The organism is Microbulbifer maximicatervae (SeqCode), assembly GCF_052468095.1.
The window spans coordinates 4,118,332-4,136,492 of the sequence record NZ_CP174332.1 but is presented as its reverse complement, the minus strand read 5'-3'; the positions used below and the strand labels follow the sequence as shown (position 1 = coordinate 4,136,492).

At 52.3% G+C, this 18,161-nt stretch carries 17 protein-coding genes; 11 read left to right on the top strand and 6 right to left on the bottom strand.

The features are described 5' to 3' along the window. Positions 1 to 10: 10 nt before the first annotated feature. A complete protein-coding gene (locus ACJJIL_RS18225; RefSeq protein ID WP_445360441.1) occupies positions 11 to 1,291 on the bottom strand; it encodes an efflux RND transporter periplasmic adaptor subunit in 1,281 nt (426 codons plus the stop codon). Positions 1,292 to 1,663: 372 nt separating this feature from the next. On the opposite strand from ACJJIL_RS18225, the gene ACJJIL_RS18220 reads away from it, so the two are divergent. Both ACJJIL_RS18220 and ACJJIL_RS18215 read left to right on the top strand, forming a co-directional pair. Further along, positions 1,664 to 3,166, top strand: coding sequence for a SulP family inorganic anion transporter (locus tag ACJJIL_RS18220; protein ID WP_413664447.1), 1,503 nt, complete (start codon positions 1,664 to 1,666; stop codon positions 3,164 to 3,166). Next, the gene (locus tag ACJJIL_RS18215; protein WP_444895136.1) at positions 3,166 to 4,068 is read left to right on the top strand and encodes a universal stress protein; all 903 of its coding nucleotides are present in this window, start codon (positions 3,166 to 3,168) and stop codon (positions 4,066 to 4,068) included. Before ACJJIL_RS18220 ends, ACJJIL_RS18215 begins: the two co-directional genes overlap by 1 nt. Positions 4,069 to 4,087: 19 nt before the next feature. On the opposite strand, the gene ACJJIL_RS18210 is transcribed toward ACJJIL_RS18215, so the two are convergent. Further along, positions 4,088 to 5,761, bottom strand: coding sequence for an aminotransferase class V-fold PLP-dependent enzyme (locus ACJJIL_RS18210; RefSeq protein ID WP_445360440.1), 1,674 nt, complete (start codon positions 5,759 to 5,761; stop codon positions 4,088 to 4,090). A 177-nt stretch (positions 5,762 to 5,938) separates the two neighbouring features. Between ACJJIL_RS18210 and ACJJIL_RS18205 the strand changes: the two genes are divergently transcribed. Continuing rightward, a complete protein-coding gene (locus ACJJIL_RS18205) occupies positions 5,939 to 6,415 on the top strand; it encodes an Lrp/AsnC family transcriptional regulator (protein WP_444895134.1) in 477 nt (158 codons plus the stop codon). Positions 6,416 to 6,424: 9 nt separating this feature from the next. On the opposite strand, the gene ACJJIL_RS18200 is transcribed toward ACJJIL_RS18205, so the two are convergent. The 3 genes from ACJJIL_RS18200 to ACJJIL_RS18190 all read right to left on the bottom strand — a co-directional run bounded on the left by ACJJIL_RS18200 (position 6,425) and on the right by ACJJIL_RS18190 (position 8,302). Continuing rightward, positions 6,425 to 7,135 (bottom strand): DUF2238 domain-containing protein, encoded by a 711-nt coding sequence (locus ACJJIL_RS18200; RefSeq protein WP_445360439.1) that lies wholly within the window; start codon positions 7,133 to 7,135, stop codon positions 6,425 to 6,427. Positions 7,136 to 7,221: 86 nt separating this feature from the next. After that, positions 7,222 to 7,794: a tRNA-(ms[2]io[6]A)-hydroxylase gene (locus ACJJIL_RS18195; protein WP_413664452.1), complete on the bottom strand. Its 573-nt coding sequence runs from the start codon at positions 7,792 to 7,794 to the stop codon at positions 7,222 to 7,224. A 79-nt stretch (positions 7,795 to 7,873) separates the two neighbouring features. Continuing rightward, entirely contained in the window at positions 7,874 to 8,302 is a 429-nt protein-coding gene (locus tag ACJJIL_RS18190) for an acyl-CoA thioesterase (RefSeq protein ID WP_445360438.1), read from the bottom strand. A gap of 480 nt (positions 8,303 to 8,782) precedes the next feature. Here ACJJIL_RS18190 and fabV point away from each other — a divergent pair, with 480 nt between their 5' ends. The 8 genes from fabV to ACJJIL_RS18150 all read left to right on the top strand — a co-directional run bounded on the left by fabV (position 8,783) and on the right by ACJJIL_RS18150 (position 16,444). Continuing rightward, positions 8,783 to 9,961 carry an enoyl-ACP reductase FabV gene (gene fabV, locus ACJJIL_RS18185; protein ID WP_444895132.1) on the top strand — a complete coding sequence of 393 codons (1,179 nt, stop codon included), beginning with the start codon at positions 8,783 to 8,785 and terminating at the stop codon, positions 9,959 to 9,961. 110 nt (positions 9,962 to 10,071) lie between these two features. Beyond that, entirely contained in the window at positions 10,072 to 11,115 is a 1,044-nt protein-coding gene (locus ACJJIL_RS18180) for an NADP(H)-dependent aldo-keto reductase (protein ID WP_445360437.1), read from the top strand. A 110-nt stretch (positions 11,116 to 11,225) separates the two neighbouring features. After that, complete coding sequence (locus ACJJIL_RS18175; protein WP_445360436.1) at positions 11,226 to 11,498, top strand: DUF2789 family protein; 273 nt, start codon at positions 11,226 to 11,228, stop codon at positions 11,496 to 11,498. A gap of 106 nt (positions 11,499 to 11,604) precedes the next feature. Then, positions 11,605 to 12,570 carry an LpxL/LpxP family Kdo(2)-lipid IV(A) lauroyl/palmitoleoyl acyltransferase gene (gene lpxL / locus ACJJIL_RS18170; protein ID WP_444895130.1) on the top strand — a complete coding sequence of 322 codons (966 nt, stop codon included), beginning with the start codon at positions 11,605 to 11,607 and terminating at the stop codon, positions 12,568 to 12,570. A gap of 92 nt (positions 12,571 to 12,662) precedes the next feature. Next, positions 12,663 to 13,538 (top strand): 4-hydroxy-tetrahydrodipicolinate synthase, encoded by an 876-nt coding sequence (dapA, locus tag ACJJIL_RS18165; protein ID WP_282934185.1) that lies wholly within the window; start codon positions 12,663 to 12,665, stop codon positions 13,536 to 13,538. A gap of 34 nt (positions 13,539 to 13,572) precedes the next feature. After that, positions 13,573 to 14,766: an NlpB/DapX family lipoprotein gene (locus tag ACJJIL_RS18160; protein WP_444906359.1), complete on the top strand. Its 1,194-nt coding sequence runs from the start codon at positions 13,573 to 13,575 to the stop codon at positions 14,764 to 14,766. Beyond that, complete coding sequence (locus ACJJIL_RS18155) at positions 14,766 to 15,539, top strand: MBL fold metallo-hydrolase (RefSeq protein ID WP_445360435.1); 774 nt, start codon at positions 14,766 to 14,768, stop codon at positions 15,537 to 15,539. Before ACJJIL_RS18160 ends, ACJJIL_RS18155 begins: the two co-directional genes overlap by 1 nt. Positions 15,540 to 15,613: 74 nt before the next feature. Then, entirely contained in the window at positions 15,614 to 16,444 is an 831-nt protein-coding gene (locus ACJJIL_RS18150; protein WP_445360434.1) for a sulfite exporter TauE/SafE family protein, read from the top strand. Positions 16,445 to 16,506: 62 nt separating this feature from the next. Here the strand turns inward: ACJJIL_RS18150 and ACJJIL_RS18145 are convergent, their stop codons facing one another. Beyond that, positions 16,507 to 18,039: a peptide MFS transporter gene (locus ACJJIL_RS18145; protein ID WP_444895125.1), complete on the bottom strand. Its 1,533-nt coding sequence runs from the start codon at positions 18,037 to 18,039 to the stop codon at positions 16,507 to 16,509. Between the last annotated feature and the right edge of the window lie 122 nt (positions 18,040 to 18,161).

The following is an 18,161-nucleotide window of genomic DNA, read 5'->3' as shown; positions in this document are numbered from 1 at the left end:
GAATTCGGGGTTAGTCTGTCAGCGCAATTAGCTGGGCATTTTCGAGTTCCTCGGAAGAGGAGATAATGATTCTGTCTCCCTCTTGTAGGCCTGAGATAATCTCTACCTGTTTTAAGCCAAAGGCGCCTATCTGGATGGAAACTCGCTCTGCCTGTTGTTCGCTGTTCAAACGAAAGGCATGGTTGCCACCGCTTTGATCGAGGAAGCCACCGCGTTTGACCAACAGTACGTTATTGCGATTTTCCAGCAGTATGCGGGCGGTGAGGCGGAGATTTTGTCGAAGCTTTTTCGGCTGACTCTCAGTGAAACGAACCCGTGCGACCACCTGGCCGTTTATGACCTCGGGGGAGATTGCAGTAATTTCCCCTGGTAATTCTTTTCCACCGAGCTTGATTACCACGGCCATGCTGATACCCAGGTCGTCGGCATAGTTTTCCGGCACTTTGGCCTCGAGTTCAAAACTGGTGAGATCTACAACTGTAATAAGAGGCGCATTGGCGCCCACGGCGCTGCGCTGCGCCACAGCTAAGCTACCGACGGTGCCGTTGACCGGTGAGATAATGTTCAGCTCGCGTACACGGCGCTCAGTTTCTTCTACCTGAAGGCGTTGTTGTGAGACCTGGAGTTCCAGGTTCTGGGTTTCAAAGGTCAGTGATTCTTTTTCCAGTCCCGCATTTTGTACGGCTTGTTCGTACTCCAGCTGAGCGCGGGCCATATCGTCCTTGGTTTTTTCAAAATCCAGCCGCGAGATAATTTGCTTTTCCATAGACAGCTCTGCACGTCTCAACTCTCGCTTGGCAGCGGTGAGGTTGACTTTGGCGAGGTCGGCCTTTTGCTGGTTTTCCATATGCTGGCGTTTGGCCTGGATTTTCTGGCGCTGCAGGTTCACCGTCAGCTGGTTGAGTTGGGCGTTTTCCTGGGCCAGCTGATTGGATAGCTCCGGGCTGTCGACAGTGGCCAACAACTGCCCTTCGTCAACGGTATCCCCAGCTTTCACTGCAAACTTCACAATGCCCTGGGCTGGGCTGAAAAGCGTGGGGCTGTTTGCGGCGACCACTTGGCCCTGAACCACCAGATCCCGCACCAGGTCTCCTCGCTGGACCTGGGCGATATTGATTTGAGACAGGGAGAGGGTGCTGTCGACGGAGCTATTGCTGTGCCAGGAGTTGATACCCCAGATCAGGAATGCCACTGTCAAACTGGCAAATACCGAGGCTTTGACGACCTTTTTGTTCTTCCAAACCGGCACGGCTTCTATCTTGGTATCTTGCCTGGAAGTATCTCTAATCATTGCGGCTTTCCGTTTCTCTTACTGTTTTGCCTGTCATTGCTATTTGGATGCAGGCTTTTGGAAATTTGGATTCAGAGTTAAGAATCTGCTTGTTAGGAGGGGTACAGCAATAAGCATGCCAATAGTTAAGTTTTATTTAACATATTGATATAAAAGGATTTTTTTAGGTTTTTGTGTTTTTTTGTTTTCTTAATGGTGTCCGCAAAAAGTGTCCGGTGTCCGCCCTGTCTGCGGTCGGACGACAGTGGACAGTTCTGATATTTGTCAGAGGAAAAGTGGGGAGAGGGAGGCTGCGCCATGCGGGGTTGCTGCCGTTTATGGTAGAGTGCGCGGCCTTTTTTTGATCAATCTCAATTTAATTAGCTGTCTCCTATGTTTCCTTCGCTGCTTTCATCGACCAAAGCCGACTGGTTCGGCAACATACGTCGGGATGTTCTCGCCGGCCTTGTAGTGGCCCTGGCTTTGATACCCGAAGCCATCGCTTTCTCGATCATTGCGGGCGTTGACCCCAGGGTCGGGCTCTACGCCTCTTTCTGTATCGCCGTTGTGATTGCATTTGTCGGCGGTCGCCCGGGAATGATCTCCGCTGCCACCGGGGCCATGGCTCTGCTGATGGTGACCCTGGTGAAAGAACACGGGTTGCAATATCTGCTTGCGGCAACCTTATTGACGGGGGTACTGCAGATTATTGCGGGTTACCTGAAGCTGGGGAGCTTAATGAGTTTTGTCTCCCGGGCTGTGGTGACGGGGTTCGTCAATGCCCTGGCAATATTGATATTCCTGGCGCAAATGCCGGAATTGATCGGCGGTACCTGGGAAGTCTATGCAATGACTGCGGCGGGTCTGGGGATTATTTACCTGTTCCCTTATATCCCCGTGATTGGCAAGGCCGTGCCATCACCGCTGGTGTGTATTCTGCTCCTCACCGCAGTGGCAGTGACGATGGGATTGGATATTCGCACTGTCGGCGATATGGGTGAGCTGCCGGATACTCTGCCTGTGTTCCTCTGGCCAGAAGTTCCGCTTAACTTTGAAACCTTACAGATTATCTTTCCCTACTCCGCAGGTCTGGCCGTTGTGGGCTTGCTGGAATCCCTGATGACGGCGACGATTGTCGACGACCTGACGGATACTACCAGTGACAAGAACCGCGAGTGTAAAGGTCAGGGTATTGCCAATATTGCTGCGGGTACCCTGGGTGGTATGGCTGGCTGTGCCATGATCGGCCAGTCTGTTATTAATGTGAAATCCGGTGGCCGCGGCCGTCTTTCCACTCTGGTGGCCGGTATCGGCCTGCTGACACTGGTAGTGTTTATCAGTGACTGGGTTGCTGTGATCCCCATGGCGGCGCTGGTGGCAGTCATGATTATGGTCTCTATCGGCACCTTTGACTGGGGCTCCATCCGCAACCTGAAGCACTACCCACTCTCTACAAATTTGGTCATGCTGGCCACTGTGGTTGTGGTAGTGTGGACTCACAACCTGGCCTATGGTGTATTTGTCGGTGTACTGTTGGCATCGCTGTTCTTTGCCAACAAAGTCAGTCACTTTATGTATGTGAGCAGCTCCCTGGATGAAAAGCAGAGTCGCCGTACTTACAAGGTCATTGGGCAGGTATTTTTCAATTCAGCCGATAAGTTTACCGCGTCATTTGATTTCAAAGAGGTGGTGGATACGGTGGTGATCGACCTCAACCGCGCGCACTTCTGGGATGTTTCCGGGGTTAATGCGCTAGATAAGGTGGTGCTTAAGTTCCGCCGCGAGGGAGCACAAGTTGAACTGGTAGGACTGAATGAAGCCAGTGAAACGATCGTCGACCGTTTTGGCGTACACGATAAGCCCGAGGAAATTGAGCGGGTTCTTGGAGGACATTGATGGCCGTAAGCAACAGCGAAAATAACAATGAGAACACAGGTAATAGCGGCAAGGCGCCATTGATACTCTCTTGTATCGATGGCTCTCATTACACTGGAGCGGTGTGTGATTACTCGGCCTGGCTGGCCAGGAGCCTGCAAGCACCGCTGAAGCTGTTGCACAACATCGAAAGAAGCAGTGTCCCTGCGGTAACCGATTTTACCGGCAGCATTGGCCTGGGAAGTCAGGAGGAGTTGCTGGAAGAGTTAACTGCGCTGGAGCAGCAGCGGGCGCAGTTAATGGTGCAGCAGGGCAAATTGATGCTACAGGCCGCCCGCAGCCGCGCCGAAGATGCCGGTGTGCAAAATATTAAAGCCTGCCAGCGTCACGACAGCCTGACAGAATCAGTGGTGGAAATGGAAGATTCTATTCGCGCGCTGGTATTGGGAATTCGCGGTGAAGAGCACGGGGATTCTGAGCGTGGACTTGGCTCTCACCTGGAGACAGTGGTGCGCTCACTGCACAAGCCGATTCTGGTGGTCAATCGGGACTTCACAGAGCCCAGCAGGGTGATGCTTGCCTACGATGGCAGTGAGGCCTCGTGCAAGGCATTGGCGATGGTTGCAGAGAGCCCATTATTTCGCGAACTCTCCTGTCACCTTGTCTATGTAGGGCCCGCTGAAACTGCGGAGAATTTGTTGGCTGAAGCCTCGGCCAAACTGGATTCTGCAGGGCTCACTTGCACTGCCAGTAATCTCACCGGCAATACCGTTGAAGCTTTGGTGGCCTATCAAACCGAGCACCAGATTGACCTAACCGTGATGGGAGCTTTCAGTCACAACCGCCTGCACGACCTTCTGATGGGAAGCATCACTGTAAAAATGTTGTTGAAAGCCCGCCAGCCTCTGTTGCTGTTGCGGTAGAAGCCCCTTCGCTTCCCACTTAAAGTGCCAGTGCCGCTTCCCGGGGGCTGGCAAACCAGCGTAGGGGTTCTGCCTCATCGGGTAGTCTTAAATCGTAGAAATGGGCTTCGCGACCAACTTTGCGAAGCTCTTTTTCTCCCATCATTAAATAGCTCTTAAGATCTAAGTTGTAACGGTTTTCCTGCTCTTGTTGCGTGTCTTTATCAGTAAATGTCAGCTGAGAAATATCAAGCGATGTCCTCATTCTCTTATCCTGATATCTCCATACGCCGGTGAGTGGGTCAAAACGGTAAAACGGCAACAATCTCCAGCCGTAGTTGGCGACCAGGGCCACTGCCTCCAATAAGTATTCGAAGACCTCCTCGCTGATAAAATAGTTAAAGTTGAGTCTTATCCAACCGGGTCTCAGTACCTTCTGACCTTGCAGGATTTGTTCTTCCAGGGATTTACTGTGGGCCATATCGATGCCCAATAAAGCGTGTCCATAGGGACCGGCACAGGAGCAGCCTCCGCGAACCTGAATACCAAACAGGTCATTGAGCAATGCCACCACAAAACCGTAGTGAAGGTCCTTATTGTTCCATTTAATTCGCAGGGAGATGATGGATAGTCGTGCGGAGTCAGTATTGCCGAGTATCTCAATGGCCTCCTCCTCCGACCAGCGTTGCAGTGCCCGCTGTAAAAATTGGGTTTCGCGTCGACCAATCTCTTTTGCGCCCACCGTCTGTTGAAGTTTGAAAACCATACCGGCCCTGATCGACTCGATAATGGCTGGAGTGCCGCCCTCTTCACTGCGCTCGGCGTCTTCCAGATAGCGGTGATCTTCCGGTGTGACATAAAGGACGGTACCGCCTCCCGGTGTAGCAGGTACCGAGTTTTTCAGCAGGTCTTCGTGTACAACCAGAATACCTGGAGTGCCAGGTCCTCCGATGAATTTGTGCGGGGAGATAAACACGGCATCCTTTTGGTAGTGGCTATCCGGCGTTGCTGGCCCTTGCATATTAATTTGCACATAGGGTGCTGCGGCGGCGTAGTCCCAAAATGATAAAGCTCCGTGTTTTTTAAGGAGTGCAGTCACGGCCTCTACATCTGTTTTGATTCCGGTTACGTTAGAGGCCGCAGAAAAACTGCCGATTTTAAATGGTCTATGGGCATGGGCGCGCAGTTCTGATTCCAGTACTTCAAGGTCAAGTTTGCCTCTTTTATCCAGTGGAATAGCGATTAAATCGGCAATGCTCTCTCGCCAGGGGAGTTCATTGGAATGGTGCTCGTATGGGCCGATAAAAATAACCGGGCGATCATGTTCGGGAATTCTACTTAAGAGTTGGTGTTGCCTATCCAGGTCTGCGGGCAGGCGCAAGTTGAGAATATCGATCAATTTGTTGATCGCGGCTGTTGCACCAGAACCACAAAAAATCACTTTATGGTTATCGCTGGCGTTGACTGCCTGACGAATTTCTTCACGGGCCTGCTCCCGTAGCACGGTGGTATGGGCACCGGTATAGGAACTCTCGCTGTGGGTATTGGCATAGAAGGGCAGTACCTGCTGGCGGATAGTCTCTTCGATAAATGTCAGCGCACGACCGGAAGCTGTGTAGTCGGCGTACACCAGAGGACGTTTTCCAAACGGCGTTACGATTGCTTGCAATTCGCCGATTACCGAGTCGCGGATGTGCTTTATCAGGTCTGTCATGATTTCCTTTCCCCTGTTTTGTGGGGCTCACTTTAGTCCCGAATGCTTGAAACAATGTCTCTACTTGTATCTTTTATTGTGTAATTTATGAATGACTGTGCCGATAATAAGATTTAAATCGTAAAACTGTGCCATAAAGCGTCATTTTGTGTGATTGGGCGAGGCGGGGACTGAGTGATGACTGAAGGATTAAGCAAACTGGATAGGGCAGTACTCGAGCTGTTGCAGGCTGATGCGACCCTGTCAGTGGGGGATATTGCCGAGCGGGTTGGGATGTCCAAGTCGGCATGTTGGCGCCGCATTCACCGTCTTGAGGATGAGGGGGTGATTTGCGACAGGGTTACCCTCCTTGATCAGCAAAAACTGAACTTGCCGCTGACGGTCTATATTTCAATTCGTACCAACCAGCACAATGATCAGTGGGCCGCCCGTTTTAGTGAATTGACACAGGGGGTGGCTGAAATTCTTGAGGTCCATCGTATGAGTGGAGATTTGGACTATCTGATCAAAGCGGTAGTCACCGATATGCCTGGCTACGATCGTCTCTACAAGGAGCTGATCAAGGCCGACCTGTTTGATGTCAGCTCCAGTTTTGTAATGGAGACGATGAAGCAGACAACCCGTTTACCGCTAAATCATGCATTGTCGAAATAGGGGTGGATTCTAGCCGCGTCGATTACTCCACCAGTGGCGCAATCGGGTTTCTCCCAGGGCGCTGTCACCCGGGGGGGCCTTAAGGCTGTTGCGAATCTCACTCCAGGCGTTGGAGTTCAACCACAGGTTCAGGGCGAGTACCACCAGCATGGTGGTGATAGAGCCGAGCCCCGCTAGCAGCATATCTTTCTGCGCATCCCAGATGTCTCCCTGAGAGCCGAGGAAGGCTGCGCCCAATTCTGGAGAGACAGCTTTCGCCGCTTGCCACTCGATGATTTCGTAGATTGATGAGAGCGCAAAAGTCACGTCTACCGGGAAGAAATAGGCCCAGAATCCACGCAGTTGAGCCAGGCGCACAAGAATCTCTCGCACCGGATAGGCCAGGAGAAGGCCAAAGCTGAAATGCACCAGGCGGTCGTACATATTGCGATCGGAGCCCAGCCATTCCTGTAAGGTGTAGCCAAAAGGCGTTTCGGCATAGGTGTAGTGAGAGCCGATCACATGAAGGCACATGAAGATGGTGATCAATGTATAGGAGATATTCGATGAGGGAAAACTCCGTGCACTGATCAAAATGATCGGTAGAGCGGCAAATACCAGATAGTTCTCAAGCAACCAGTCATCGGGGTGCAGGGGGTTCCAGGCAGACCAGGCCCAGGTAATGGCAAATGTGGTCAATAAGAACAGGCGGAACCAGTGTTGGCGAAGGAAAGTCTGCATATGTTTGGCGCCTCTACGTCGGGCTAGAGATTGGCGCCAGGATACACCATTGGAGGGGAATAGGAATTGCGTTGAATTACGGTCCGCTAATGCAATGCCGCGCGGTGTGGGAGTGCGGCAGTAATCGCGGCTTCCTCGTCGAGTAATTCAGATAGCCTCGCTTCCACTTTTTCGCGGGGAAAGTACTCCAGGGCGAGTTCGACAAATAGTTCGTGGTGGCGAGCCTCGCTATCGGTGATGACCTGGTAGAAGGTTTTCAGGGGGCCAGCTGGCAGTGCCTCAGCCACCAGCCCAAAGCGCTCGCACCCCCGCGCTTCGATGATCGCTGCGGTGAGCAGGCGGTCCATCAAGTATTCATCTGGCCCCCGGCGAATCAGTTGGCGCAGGGCGTTGATATACGGATCTTTCTCATCCGGTGCCTGGTAGATCCCTCGATCATGCATAATCTTGATAACCTGGCGGAAGTGGTTCATTTCTTCCAGTGCCAGGTTGATCATGGCTTCCACTAAAACGGGCTTGTCGGGATAGTGAGAGAACATGGATACCGCCATGCCGGAGGCCTTTTTCTCTGCGGCAGCATGGTCTTGCAGGAATCGATCAAAGTCGGCGAGCACCACTTGAGCCCAGGGTTTGGGGGTGTGAAATCGCAGTTCAAACATAGTCGATGGCGGTTAGTGCAAAGCGTCAGTATACCGCCACCGGTTCACTGCTCTAGAGCGTTATTGCTCCGGGGTAGAGTCAGCTGGCAATTCTGCGTTCGCGAACCTCCCGCTCTTGTTGAGTAACAATTCGGGCCTGTTCCAGGGACATGCCGGCCTTTGCGTGAGGGGTGGGCTTGCCATGTGCATCCAGCGCGACAAAAACAATTTGGTCTACTTGCACAATCAGCTGCTGTGACTGTTTGTTGCGAACCTCACAATGGACTGTGAGAGAGGTTTGGCCGATACCAACCACTTCGAATCCAAACTCCACCACATCACCGCAGCCAGCGGAGCTGACGAAGTCAATTTCCGACATCAGTTTGGTGACCAGCATTGGAGTACCCATCTGGCAGCCGGCAAAGATTGCTGCTTCCTCATCAATCCAGGACAGTAGCTGTCCGCCAAACAGGCGCTGGGCAGGATTGAGGTCTCCGGGTTTCACACAGTGTCGCGAATAGTATTTCACTCTGACCTTCCTAACTTACTACAGGTTGAACAACGCTCGAGCCATCCCTGGCTTGCTGTATGACAGCGAAAAGCTTCCTTCACTGGTGAGACTGCATACAGCGTGCCAAGCCAGAAAAAGCGCAGTTGATGAATTTTCCTGTGGAAATATGTCAATTAGCCCTTTTGTGGCACCGGCTTGGCGCGACATTAATCACTGTAGCCCCTTTTATGTGCAGGAAAGTCAGGAAATATCGATTTCCTGTTTGGGTTTTGAACAAGATATGGCGCTTTGGCCGGGATAGTAGATATTTTGGACGTCATCTATCGATTGTGGGAAATACCGCTATGGGACTCCTCGGCGACAGAGATTAGAATGGCCCACGAACCTGACCCAGGCGTCGCACTCACGACCTTGGGTTGATAGTTCTCCGGAGCGCCACCAGCGTATCTGTAATCAGGTAACAACGATTCCCAAAAGACGAAGGGAGAGACTGTAAGGATGATCATCCAGCCGAAAGTACGCGGTTTTATTTGTACCAATGCCCACCCGCAGGGCTGCGCTGCTAACGTACGCGAGCAGATTGAGTATATTCAGTCCCAGCCAGCGGTCGAAAATGGGCCCAAAAAGGTGCTGGTGATAGGTGCCTCCACAGGCTATGGCCTGGCATCGCGAATTACAGCTGCTTTTGGTTGCGGCGCAAGCACCCTTGGTGTGTTCTTCGAGAAGCCGCCTACTGAAAAGCGCACGGCTTCTGCGGGCTATTACAATTCTGCAGCTTTTGAGCAGGAGGCCCACAAAGCGGGGCTTTACGCAAAGAGTATCAATGGCGATGCTTTTTCTGATGAGGTGAAAGCCCAGACTGTAGAGATGATCAAAGAAGACCTCGGTCAGGTTGATCTCGTGGTTTACAGCTTGGCATCCCCGCGTCGCACAGATCCGAAAAGCGGTGAGCTGTATAGCTCTGTCCTCAAGCCCATTAACAAATCTTACACTGCCAAGAATCTGAACACTGACAAGCTGGAGATCTCCGATATTACTTTGGAGCCGGCGAGCGACGAAGAGATCGCAAATACCGTCAAGGTTATGGGTGGTGAAGACTGGGAACTGTGGATGCAGGCCCTCGGTGATGCCGGGGTATTGGCTGATAACTGCAAAACTGTGGCTTATACCTATATCGGTGAAAAGTTGACCTGGCCAATTTATGGTCACGCGACTATCGGTAAAGCTAAAGAAGATCTTGATCGCGCGGCAAAAGCGATCACCGATAACGGTAAGGCTGCGGCTAACGTTGCCGTTTTGAAGGCGCTGGTTACCCAATCCAGCTCTGCTATTCCGGTGATGCCACTCTATATCTCTCTTGCGTACAAAATCATGAAAGAAGAGGGGACTCATGAGGGCTGTATCGAACAGTTATACCGCCTCTACACTGAGGGGCTCTATACCGATACTCCACGTCTCGATGATGTGAACCGTTTACGTATGGACGAGAAAGAGCTGCGCCCTGAGACTCAGGCGAAGATCGAAAAGCTCTGGCCAGAGGTAACTGCTGAGAACCTGTTTGACTTGACTGACTTCAAGGGCTATCAGGCGGACTTCCTCAAGCTGTTTGGATTTGGTGTTGATGGCATTGATTACGATGCAGACACCTCACCCATGGTAGATACCAAATTCGGCTGATTTTATGCGGGACTCCATTTGGGAGTCCCGTTTCCCCTTCCGTAACGCACTCCTACAACTCTTCCTAGCAAAGCTGCATAATCCCGTTTTCGGTTTATGGGGGCTTTTCAATGGAGTATCGCCAACTCGGCACCACCAACCTTAAGGTAAGCCAGATTTGCCTGGGCACCATGACTTATGGTGAACAAAATAATGAAGCTGAATCCGCTGAGCAGCTCGACTATGCAATATCTCAGGGGGTTAACTTTATTGATTGTGCGGAAATGTATCCCGTACCGCCACGGCCAGAAACCCAGGGTAGAACCGAGGAATATATCGGCAACTGGTTGGCTGCGCGAGGAGGCAGGCACCAGGTTGTTGTCGCAACTAAAGTGGCGGGCCGCAGTGCCGCCAATTCAGGTGTTGGCCATATTCGCTCGGGTCCCCGCCTGAGTCGAGAGCAGATTTTGCAGGCCTGTGACGATTCCTTAAAACGCTTGCGCACTGACTATATCGACCTCTACCAGGTCCACTGGCCTGAAAGGCAAACTAATTTCTTCGGGCGCCTGGACTATGTCCACGGCAGCGACGATGGTGTGTCTATAGCTGAAACATTGGGCGCGCTTGAGGAGTTGGTTGAGCAAGGTAAGGTTCGTCATATCGGTGTTTCGAATGAGACCCCCTGGGGTATGTTTGAGTACCTGCAGCAGTCGATTGCCTACGGAAAGCCAAGGATTGTATCGATTCAAAACCCCTACAGTCTTTTAAACAGGGCTTTTGAAGTTGGCTGCGCTGAAATTGCTATTCGCGAGAGGTGTGGCCTATTGGCGTACTCCCCCCTCGCATTTGGGGTTCTTTCGGGCAAGTATCTGGGGGGAAGGAAGCCTGAGGGTGCACGACTTACCCGATATGATCGCTTTCAGCGCTACGCTGGAGAGCGAACCCTGGCTGCGACCCAGGCCTATGTGGATTTGGCCCGGGAGTTTGGTCTGGACCCTGCGCAGATGGCACTGGCATTCGTGAATCAGCAGCCATTTGTCACTTCAAATATCATTGGCGCCACAACTATCGAGCAATTGCGTTCCAATATTTCCAGCGTTGAAATTACCTTAGATGGTGAGCAATTAGCGGCTATCGAAGCTGTACACCAGGGGAATCCCAACCCGGCGCCCTAAAGGGGCAGAGTCTGAATTCTATTGATGAAAGCCTGTGATGCCTCTGAAAGCCCCGCAGGAATAATGCGGGATGAATCAGGGGCTGCCCAACTATAATTGGGGTAGTAGCCATGAAAATATGGCTGCCAGAAGAGATAGCGGTAATCGTTATGGAAACTACTGGACATCACACACTGAAGGACCTGTTTTCCCAATTGGGGCTGGCGTCTGAAGATGCACAGATCCATGAATTTCTGGTCACGCACTATTTGCATCGTCACGAGAAGCTTTCCTCCGCCTCCTTTTGGAGCGATGGGCAACGAGAGTTCCTGGAGAATGCCATCTTGGATGATTCGGATTGGTGTGTCGCAGTGGATGAGTTGGACACCCTATTAAGGCACTGACTTCCTGTGGCTGTTACGCAGTCCCTGCTCTCCTCGCATAGGGTATACTACGTCGTTTTCAACCGACTTAGGTTGCGCCTCGGCGCCACACCCTGATATAGATCTGATGGAAAAACCCCGATTTCGCGCGGCGCTGCTGCATCCTCGCTACTGGCTGACCTGGCTGCTTTTTGCACTATGGTTTTTGATCGCGCAACTGCCCTATCGCTGGCAGTTGGCCATGGGCCGTGCGTTTGGCCGCCTAATGCTAAGAGTAGCTACCAGCCGGCGCACGATTGCTGAACGCAATCTCGCACTGTGCTTCCCCGAGCTGGGGGAAGATGAGCGAGCTGAACTTCTTAGGCGTAATTTTGAGTCCAGTGGTATCGCCTTGATGGAAACCGGAATGGCCTGGTTTCGCTCTGCAGCGTGGTTACGGAAACGCTTTACCTTTGAAGGGCTGGAAGCCCTGCAGGCCATCCAGGCCCAAGGCCAGGGCGTTCTCCTGATGGCCATGCATTTCACTACCCTGGAAATCGGCGCCGCCATGATGGGGATGAGCATTACTCTCGATGGCATGTATCGGCCGCACAAAAATCCGGTTTATGACTACATGCAGCGCAAAGGGCGAGAGCGCCATACTGAGAATGGCAGTGTTTATCAGCGTAAAGATGTGCGCGGGGTATTGCGAGCCCTGCAGCGCGGGCGTGCGGTCTGGTATGCTCCGGATCAGGATTATGGGATTAAGCAGGGGATCTTTGCTCCTTTCTTCGATGTTCCCGCGGCGACTGTTACGGGAACCTCACGGTTCGCCAGGGTCGGCAAGGCCAAAGTGGTGCCCTATGTGGTGACACGACTGGATGATGGCTCAGGTTACCGTTTGAAGATTTACGATCCTATTGATCAGATCCCTTCGGGAGATGAGCTGCAAGATGCCATTTTGGTGAACCAGTTTATCGAAGCGCGTATTCGAGAGGCCCCAGAACAATACATGTGGGTGCATCGCCGTTTTAAGACCCGTCCTGAAGGGGCAGAAAACGTGTATCACGGGGTACGCAAAAAGAAAAAGAAACGCAAAAGAGTGGCGAGCTAGTCGCACTGGCGCTGATACCCTGGCCTAAGTAACATACTGAACTGACTCTGGCGGTGGTATTCCGGGTGGAGTGCAAAAAATAAGGAGTGAGGATGTTAACCGGTAGTATGGTGGCCCTGGCCACCCCAATGTACGCAGACGGAAGCCCGGATTGGGACAGTCTGCACAACCTCGTTGAGTGGCATATCGAGCAGGGGACCCGAGCACTGGTTGCTGTGGGGACTACCGGTGAATCTGCAACCTTGGACTTCAATGAGCACATTGAGGTTATTCGACGTGTTGTGGACCAAGTGGCAGGTCGAGTGCCAGTGATTGCTGGAACTGGCGCAAATTCTACTTCTGAAGCGATTGACCTTACAGAGAATGCCGCCCGATGTGGTGCAGATGCCTGCCTGCTGGTTACACCTTATTACAATAAGCCCACCCAAGAAGGCCTCTACCAGCACTATCGTGCGGTGGCCAAAGCTGTCTCCATTCCCCAAATTCTCTACAATGTTCCCGGCCGAACAGCAGTTGACATGTTGCCGGAGACGGTACAGCGCCTGGCGTTGGTCGGCAATATCGTAGGCATCAAGGAAGCCACCGGTGATCTGGAGCGGGCTAAGGTTTTAATAGATACTCTGCCCGAAGGGTTTGCCGTTTACTCTGGCGACGATAGTACCGCGGTTGAACTAATGTTACTGGGTGGTCATGGAAATATTAGTGTAACCGCTAATGTGGCCCCCGCAGCAGTGGCCCAAATGTGTGAAGCTGCGCTGGCCGGTGATGCGGTGACTGCACGGACAATTGACCAGCGAATACAAATATTGCACAAAGTGCTGTTTTTGGAGTCCAACCCGATACCGGTGAAATGGGCTCTCCGGGAGATGGGTCGTGTCGACGGTGGAATACGCCTGCCTCTGACAAGTTTATCCCCTGAGCACCACGGAACAGTGCGCGAAGCTCTGCGCAGTGCCGGTGTACTCTAAACCCGCGAACTGAGAATTAACCAGGATAGCTTTAATGAAAAAATTGACCGTTGGAGCCGGGCTCTTTATCTCCAGTATTACACTGGCGGGGTGCGGTGTGTTCGGCAACGATGGCTATTTCCGCGATCGCAGTAATGATTACCAGCATGCCGATAGCCTGACGCCTCTGCGGATACCTGAAGGTGTTAATACCAAGCACCAGGAGGAACTCTATGAGATCCCCCAGATTGCAGGAGAGCAGCTGGCCCAAGGTGAATTTGAAGTTCCGCGTCCTCAAGCGCTTTCAGTGAATGCGGGTCTGGAGAGAGTAAAGATTCAAAAGCTCGGCGGAAATCGCTGGGTGCTGGTATCCCAGCCTCCTGAAGAGGTGTGGCCCCAGTTGCACCAATTCCTTCGCAGCTCAGGCTTGAATATAGAAATGTCAGATGCCAATGCGGGTGTGATGGAAACTGCCTGGATGGCCTTTAAAGAGAGCCCTGACACTAAAGATAAGTATCGCTTGCAGGTAGAAACCGGTGTGCAACCTGATACGACAGAGATTCATGTGCGCCACTTGTCTGTGCCTTCTGCAGCCCCGGTTGGCGGTAGCGTTAATTGGCCTGATCGCTCTTCGAGCCCTGAGCGTGAAGGGTGGATGATTGATGAAATGTCCACGGCACTGGCGTCAGAAACAGCTGCTGCTACAGCGTCTTTGGTTGCCCAGGCAATTGGTAGCAGCTCACTTAAGGTCCAGTTGAGGGAGCCGGCTGGTCACGAGCCCTATATTGCAATGGGGCTCGAAATGGATCGGGCCTGGGCTACTGTCGCTCATGCTGTGAATTCTGGTGCTTATCGTCTGCACCGTGAAGATTCCGATATTGGACTTTTTTACGTCACCTACGATGAAGACCGTGCACTTGCTTCTGATGAGGAAGATGGCGACGGAGGCTGGTTCTCCTGGGGTAGCAAGAGCGATGAAGATGAGCTGGCAGAGAGCGCTGATCAGGTAAGCCTACAGCAGATCTTGGCTGGAATTGATATGACTGAGGGTGCTGAACCTGCTCTCTTCAAGGAAATCAAAGGCCTGGGAGTAGGAACCGCTACAAGCGAGGCTTATCCCGGTTATCTGATTGTTATTCGTGGCAATGACGATGAGATTGAAGTGCGCGTGCGCGATACTCGCGGACAGCCGCTTTCAAAGAATGAAGCTTCCCAGCTGCTTCAATCTATCCAGCAGAACCTTATTTAATGGGCCTGCGCTTCGCCTCTCTGGGAAGCGGCAGTAAAGGCAATGGAACAGTGGTCGCCAGTGGCGACCACTTTCTTTTGGTTGACTGCGGTTTTACCATCAAGGAAACCGAACGCCGTATGGCGCGGCTCGGTATGTCTCCCGCTGATATCTCTGCGATTGTGGTTACCCACGAACACAGTGATCACCTCTCTGGTGTAGGTCCACTTGCGCGCAGATATGGCCTGCCTGTCTACCTGACGCCCGGTACTTTTAAGGCGCGTGATATTGGCAAGTTACCGGAGCTGCACTTAATTGAGGGGCACCAGCCCTTTGTCGTCGCTGATATTGAAGTAACCCCGGTCGCGGTTCCCCACGATGCTCGTGAGGCGGCGCAGTTTGTGTTTCGCTGTCGGGGTAGCAGCCTGGGCTTGTTGACGGATCTGGGGACTATCACCCCTCATGTTGAAGCGCACTTTGGTGATTGTGATGCCTTGGTTCTAGAGGCAAATCACGACCCTCTGATGCTCGCTCAAGGACCCTATCCACCTTCGTTGAAGCGACGCGTTGGAGGTGCCTATGGCCATCTGAGTAATCAGCAGGCTGCTGGCTTTCTACAGCGCGTTGGCTATGAACAGCTACAGCACCTGGTTGTAGCCCATATCAGTGAAAAAAATAACAGCCTTGCCCTGGCAAAGGAGGCCCTGGCAGAGGTTGCCGAAACAGTGGAGAGCTGTATTTTTGCCTGTCAGCAGGAAGGCTTTGACTGGCTTACAGTGGAAAGCCGAAGTTAAGGTCGCTATCTATCCCCAGCTTATATCTGTTTAAATGCGACAAAATTGTTTGTTGTATTTAAACGGGGTGGGCTATGGAAATACTACTGGTTTATTTGTTGGTCGGTGCCGCTGCTGGAACTATTGCCGGATTATTTGGCGTAGGTGGTGGCCTGATCATTGTCCCTGCCTTGGTTTTTGTTTTCACCGCTATGGGGATATCCCCTGAAATCCTCACCCACATGGCTGTGGGTACCTCCCTAGCAACAATCATTGTCACTTCAATCAGTTCAGTGCGCGCCCACAACAAGAAAAGGGCGGTGGACTGGAAGATCTTTGGGATTATGGCTCCAGGCATTTTAATCGGCTCCTGGGCCGGTGGTGCCACTGCTGAACTGCTGTCCGGTGCCTGGCTGCAGCTGCTGATCGGTGTCTTTGCGATCGTGATTGCGATGAGGATGTGGCTTAGTGGTGCCCGGCACGATCAATTAACGGAGGGGGCCGGCAACTTGCCAAGGTCATCCTTATTGCTATCTGCTGGGGGAGTTATCGGCTGGGTATCCGCGATTTTTGGTATCGGTGGGGGCTCACTAACCGTTCCATTTTTATCCCGCTGCCGGGTGAAGATGCAGCGTGCGGTCGCTACGTCGGCGGCTTGTGGTCTTCCCATTGCGGTTGCGGGTGCGCTGAGCTTTGGTTTCCAGGGCTGGGGTAATCAGCTTCTACCAGAATGGAGTAGTGGCTATGTGTACTGGCCTGCGTTTTTTGGAATCGTTGTCACCAGCACGTTTTTTGCCCGCTTTGGTGCCAATCTCGCCCATCGCCTTTCTCCCAAAATGCTTAAGCATTGCTTTGCTGTTTTGCTGTTTATTATTGGGGTGCGCTTTATCTGGCTGAATGTCGGTCTGTTACAAGGCTTGCTTTAGGCGAGGGAAAATAAAAAAGGCCACTGTATAGCAGTGGCCTTTTTTTGGAATACAGCTAAGTATTAGGCCGTTTTAGTAGAGCCTTCAGCTGTCGCAGTATTCTGGGGTGCTTCTGAGTCAGTTTCCCAGTACTTGGACTTGAGACTGATCAGGGCCAGGATGATACCCACTCCGATTGTGAACAAGCTGATTTGCAGGAACAGGTTTGGCATCTCAGCAACATTGTTCGGATCAAAGTTACCTGACAGAAGACCGGCAAAGAGGTTGCCGATAGAGTAAGTCAGAACAAAGACACCCATCATCTGGCCAGCAAAGCGGCGAGGAGAAAGTTTACTTACTGCACTCAGGGCCACTGGGCTCAGGCAGAGTTCACCGACAGTGTGCAGGAAGTAAGTGGCTACCAGCCAGTAAGGAGCAACTTTCAGGCCCGCTGCTGCATATTGAGCGGCAAAGAACATTACCAGGAAGCCACTGGCCATGATGATCAGGCCAAGTGCACATTTCAGCCCATAGGATGGGGTGATCATGCGTTTGCCCAGGTTAATCCACAGCGCGGCAAAGAAGGGGGATAGGGTAATGATAAAGATGGAATTAAAGCTTTGTAGCCAGGAGGTTGGCATTTCAAAGCTGCCAATCAGGCGATCCGTGTAGTCGCGGCCGAATAGGTTCAGTGAGGAGCCCGCTTGCTCGAAGCCCGACCAGAAAAAGGTAGAGGCTACACAGACTAGGAATAGCGCCCACATTTTCTTTTTCTCTGACCCGCTCAGCTGGCCGCCAAAGTAGATAAAGCCAAAGTAGGCAAGGAAAGTCAGGGTGAAGGCTACAGCTACGTACTTGGCTATTTCTACCGGGTTGATGGTAATAGTGCCATTCATCACCAAGCCAGTAATCACTGCAACACCGACTACGACAGCACCAATTATGCGCCAAGCCAGTTTAGCCTTTTCTGGCGAAAGTGGGTTCTCGGGATTGAGGCTTGCGTCCCCCAGATTGTGGATAGTGCGGCGATACTGGATCAGGCCAATAGCCATCCCCACAGCAGCGGCACCAAAGCCCCAATGCCAACCGACATTTTCACCGAAGTACCCGCAGACGGCATAACCGATGATTGAGCCCATGTTGATGCCCATATAGTACAGTGCGTATCCACTGTCGCGGCGAACATCATCTGGTTGGTACAGGTGTCCAACTGCTGCACTGATATTGGGCTTGAGCAGGCCGGTGCCGGTAGCAACAAGGATCAAGCCTATAAAGAAGCTCCAACTGGTTGGGATAGCGAGCACAATATGGCCACACATAATGATGATGCCGCCGTACCATATGGTGCGTTGTCCTCCTAGTAGGCGGTCTGCAATCCAGCCACCGGGCAGGCCGAGGAAGTACACGGCGCCAGTGTAGAGCCCATAAATAGCTCCAGCTGCTGCAACGGTAAAGGCCAAGCCCTCTTCCTGAAGACTGGCTGTCATAAACAGCACAAGCAGGGCTCGCATACCGTAGTAACTCATCCGCTCCCACATCTCAGTGAAGAAAAGTGTCGAGAGCCCTTTGGGGTGGCCAAAAAAGCCGGCGTCATTTTGGTCTGTATTTGACGACATAAGCTGAAATTCCAGTTGTTATAGCTCTAATGCAATATGCTGTTGCATATTAGGAAGGCAGCCTGGCCAGGGAACTGAAATTTCGGTGCCCTTTGGCTAGCCAGGTAATTCATCCGTGTGTC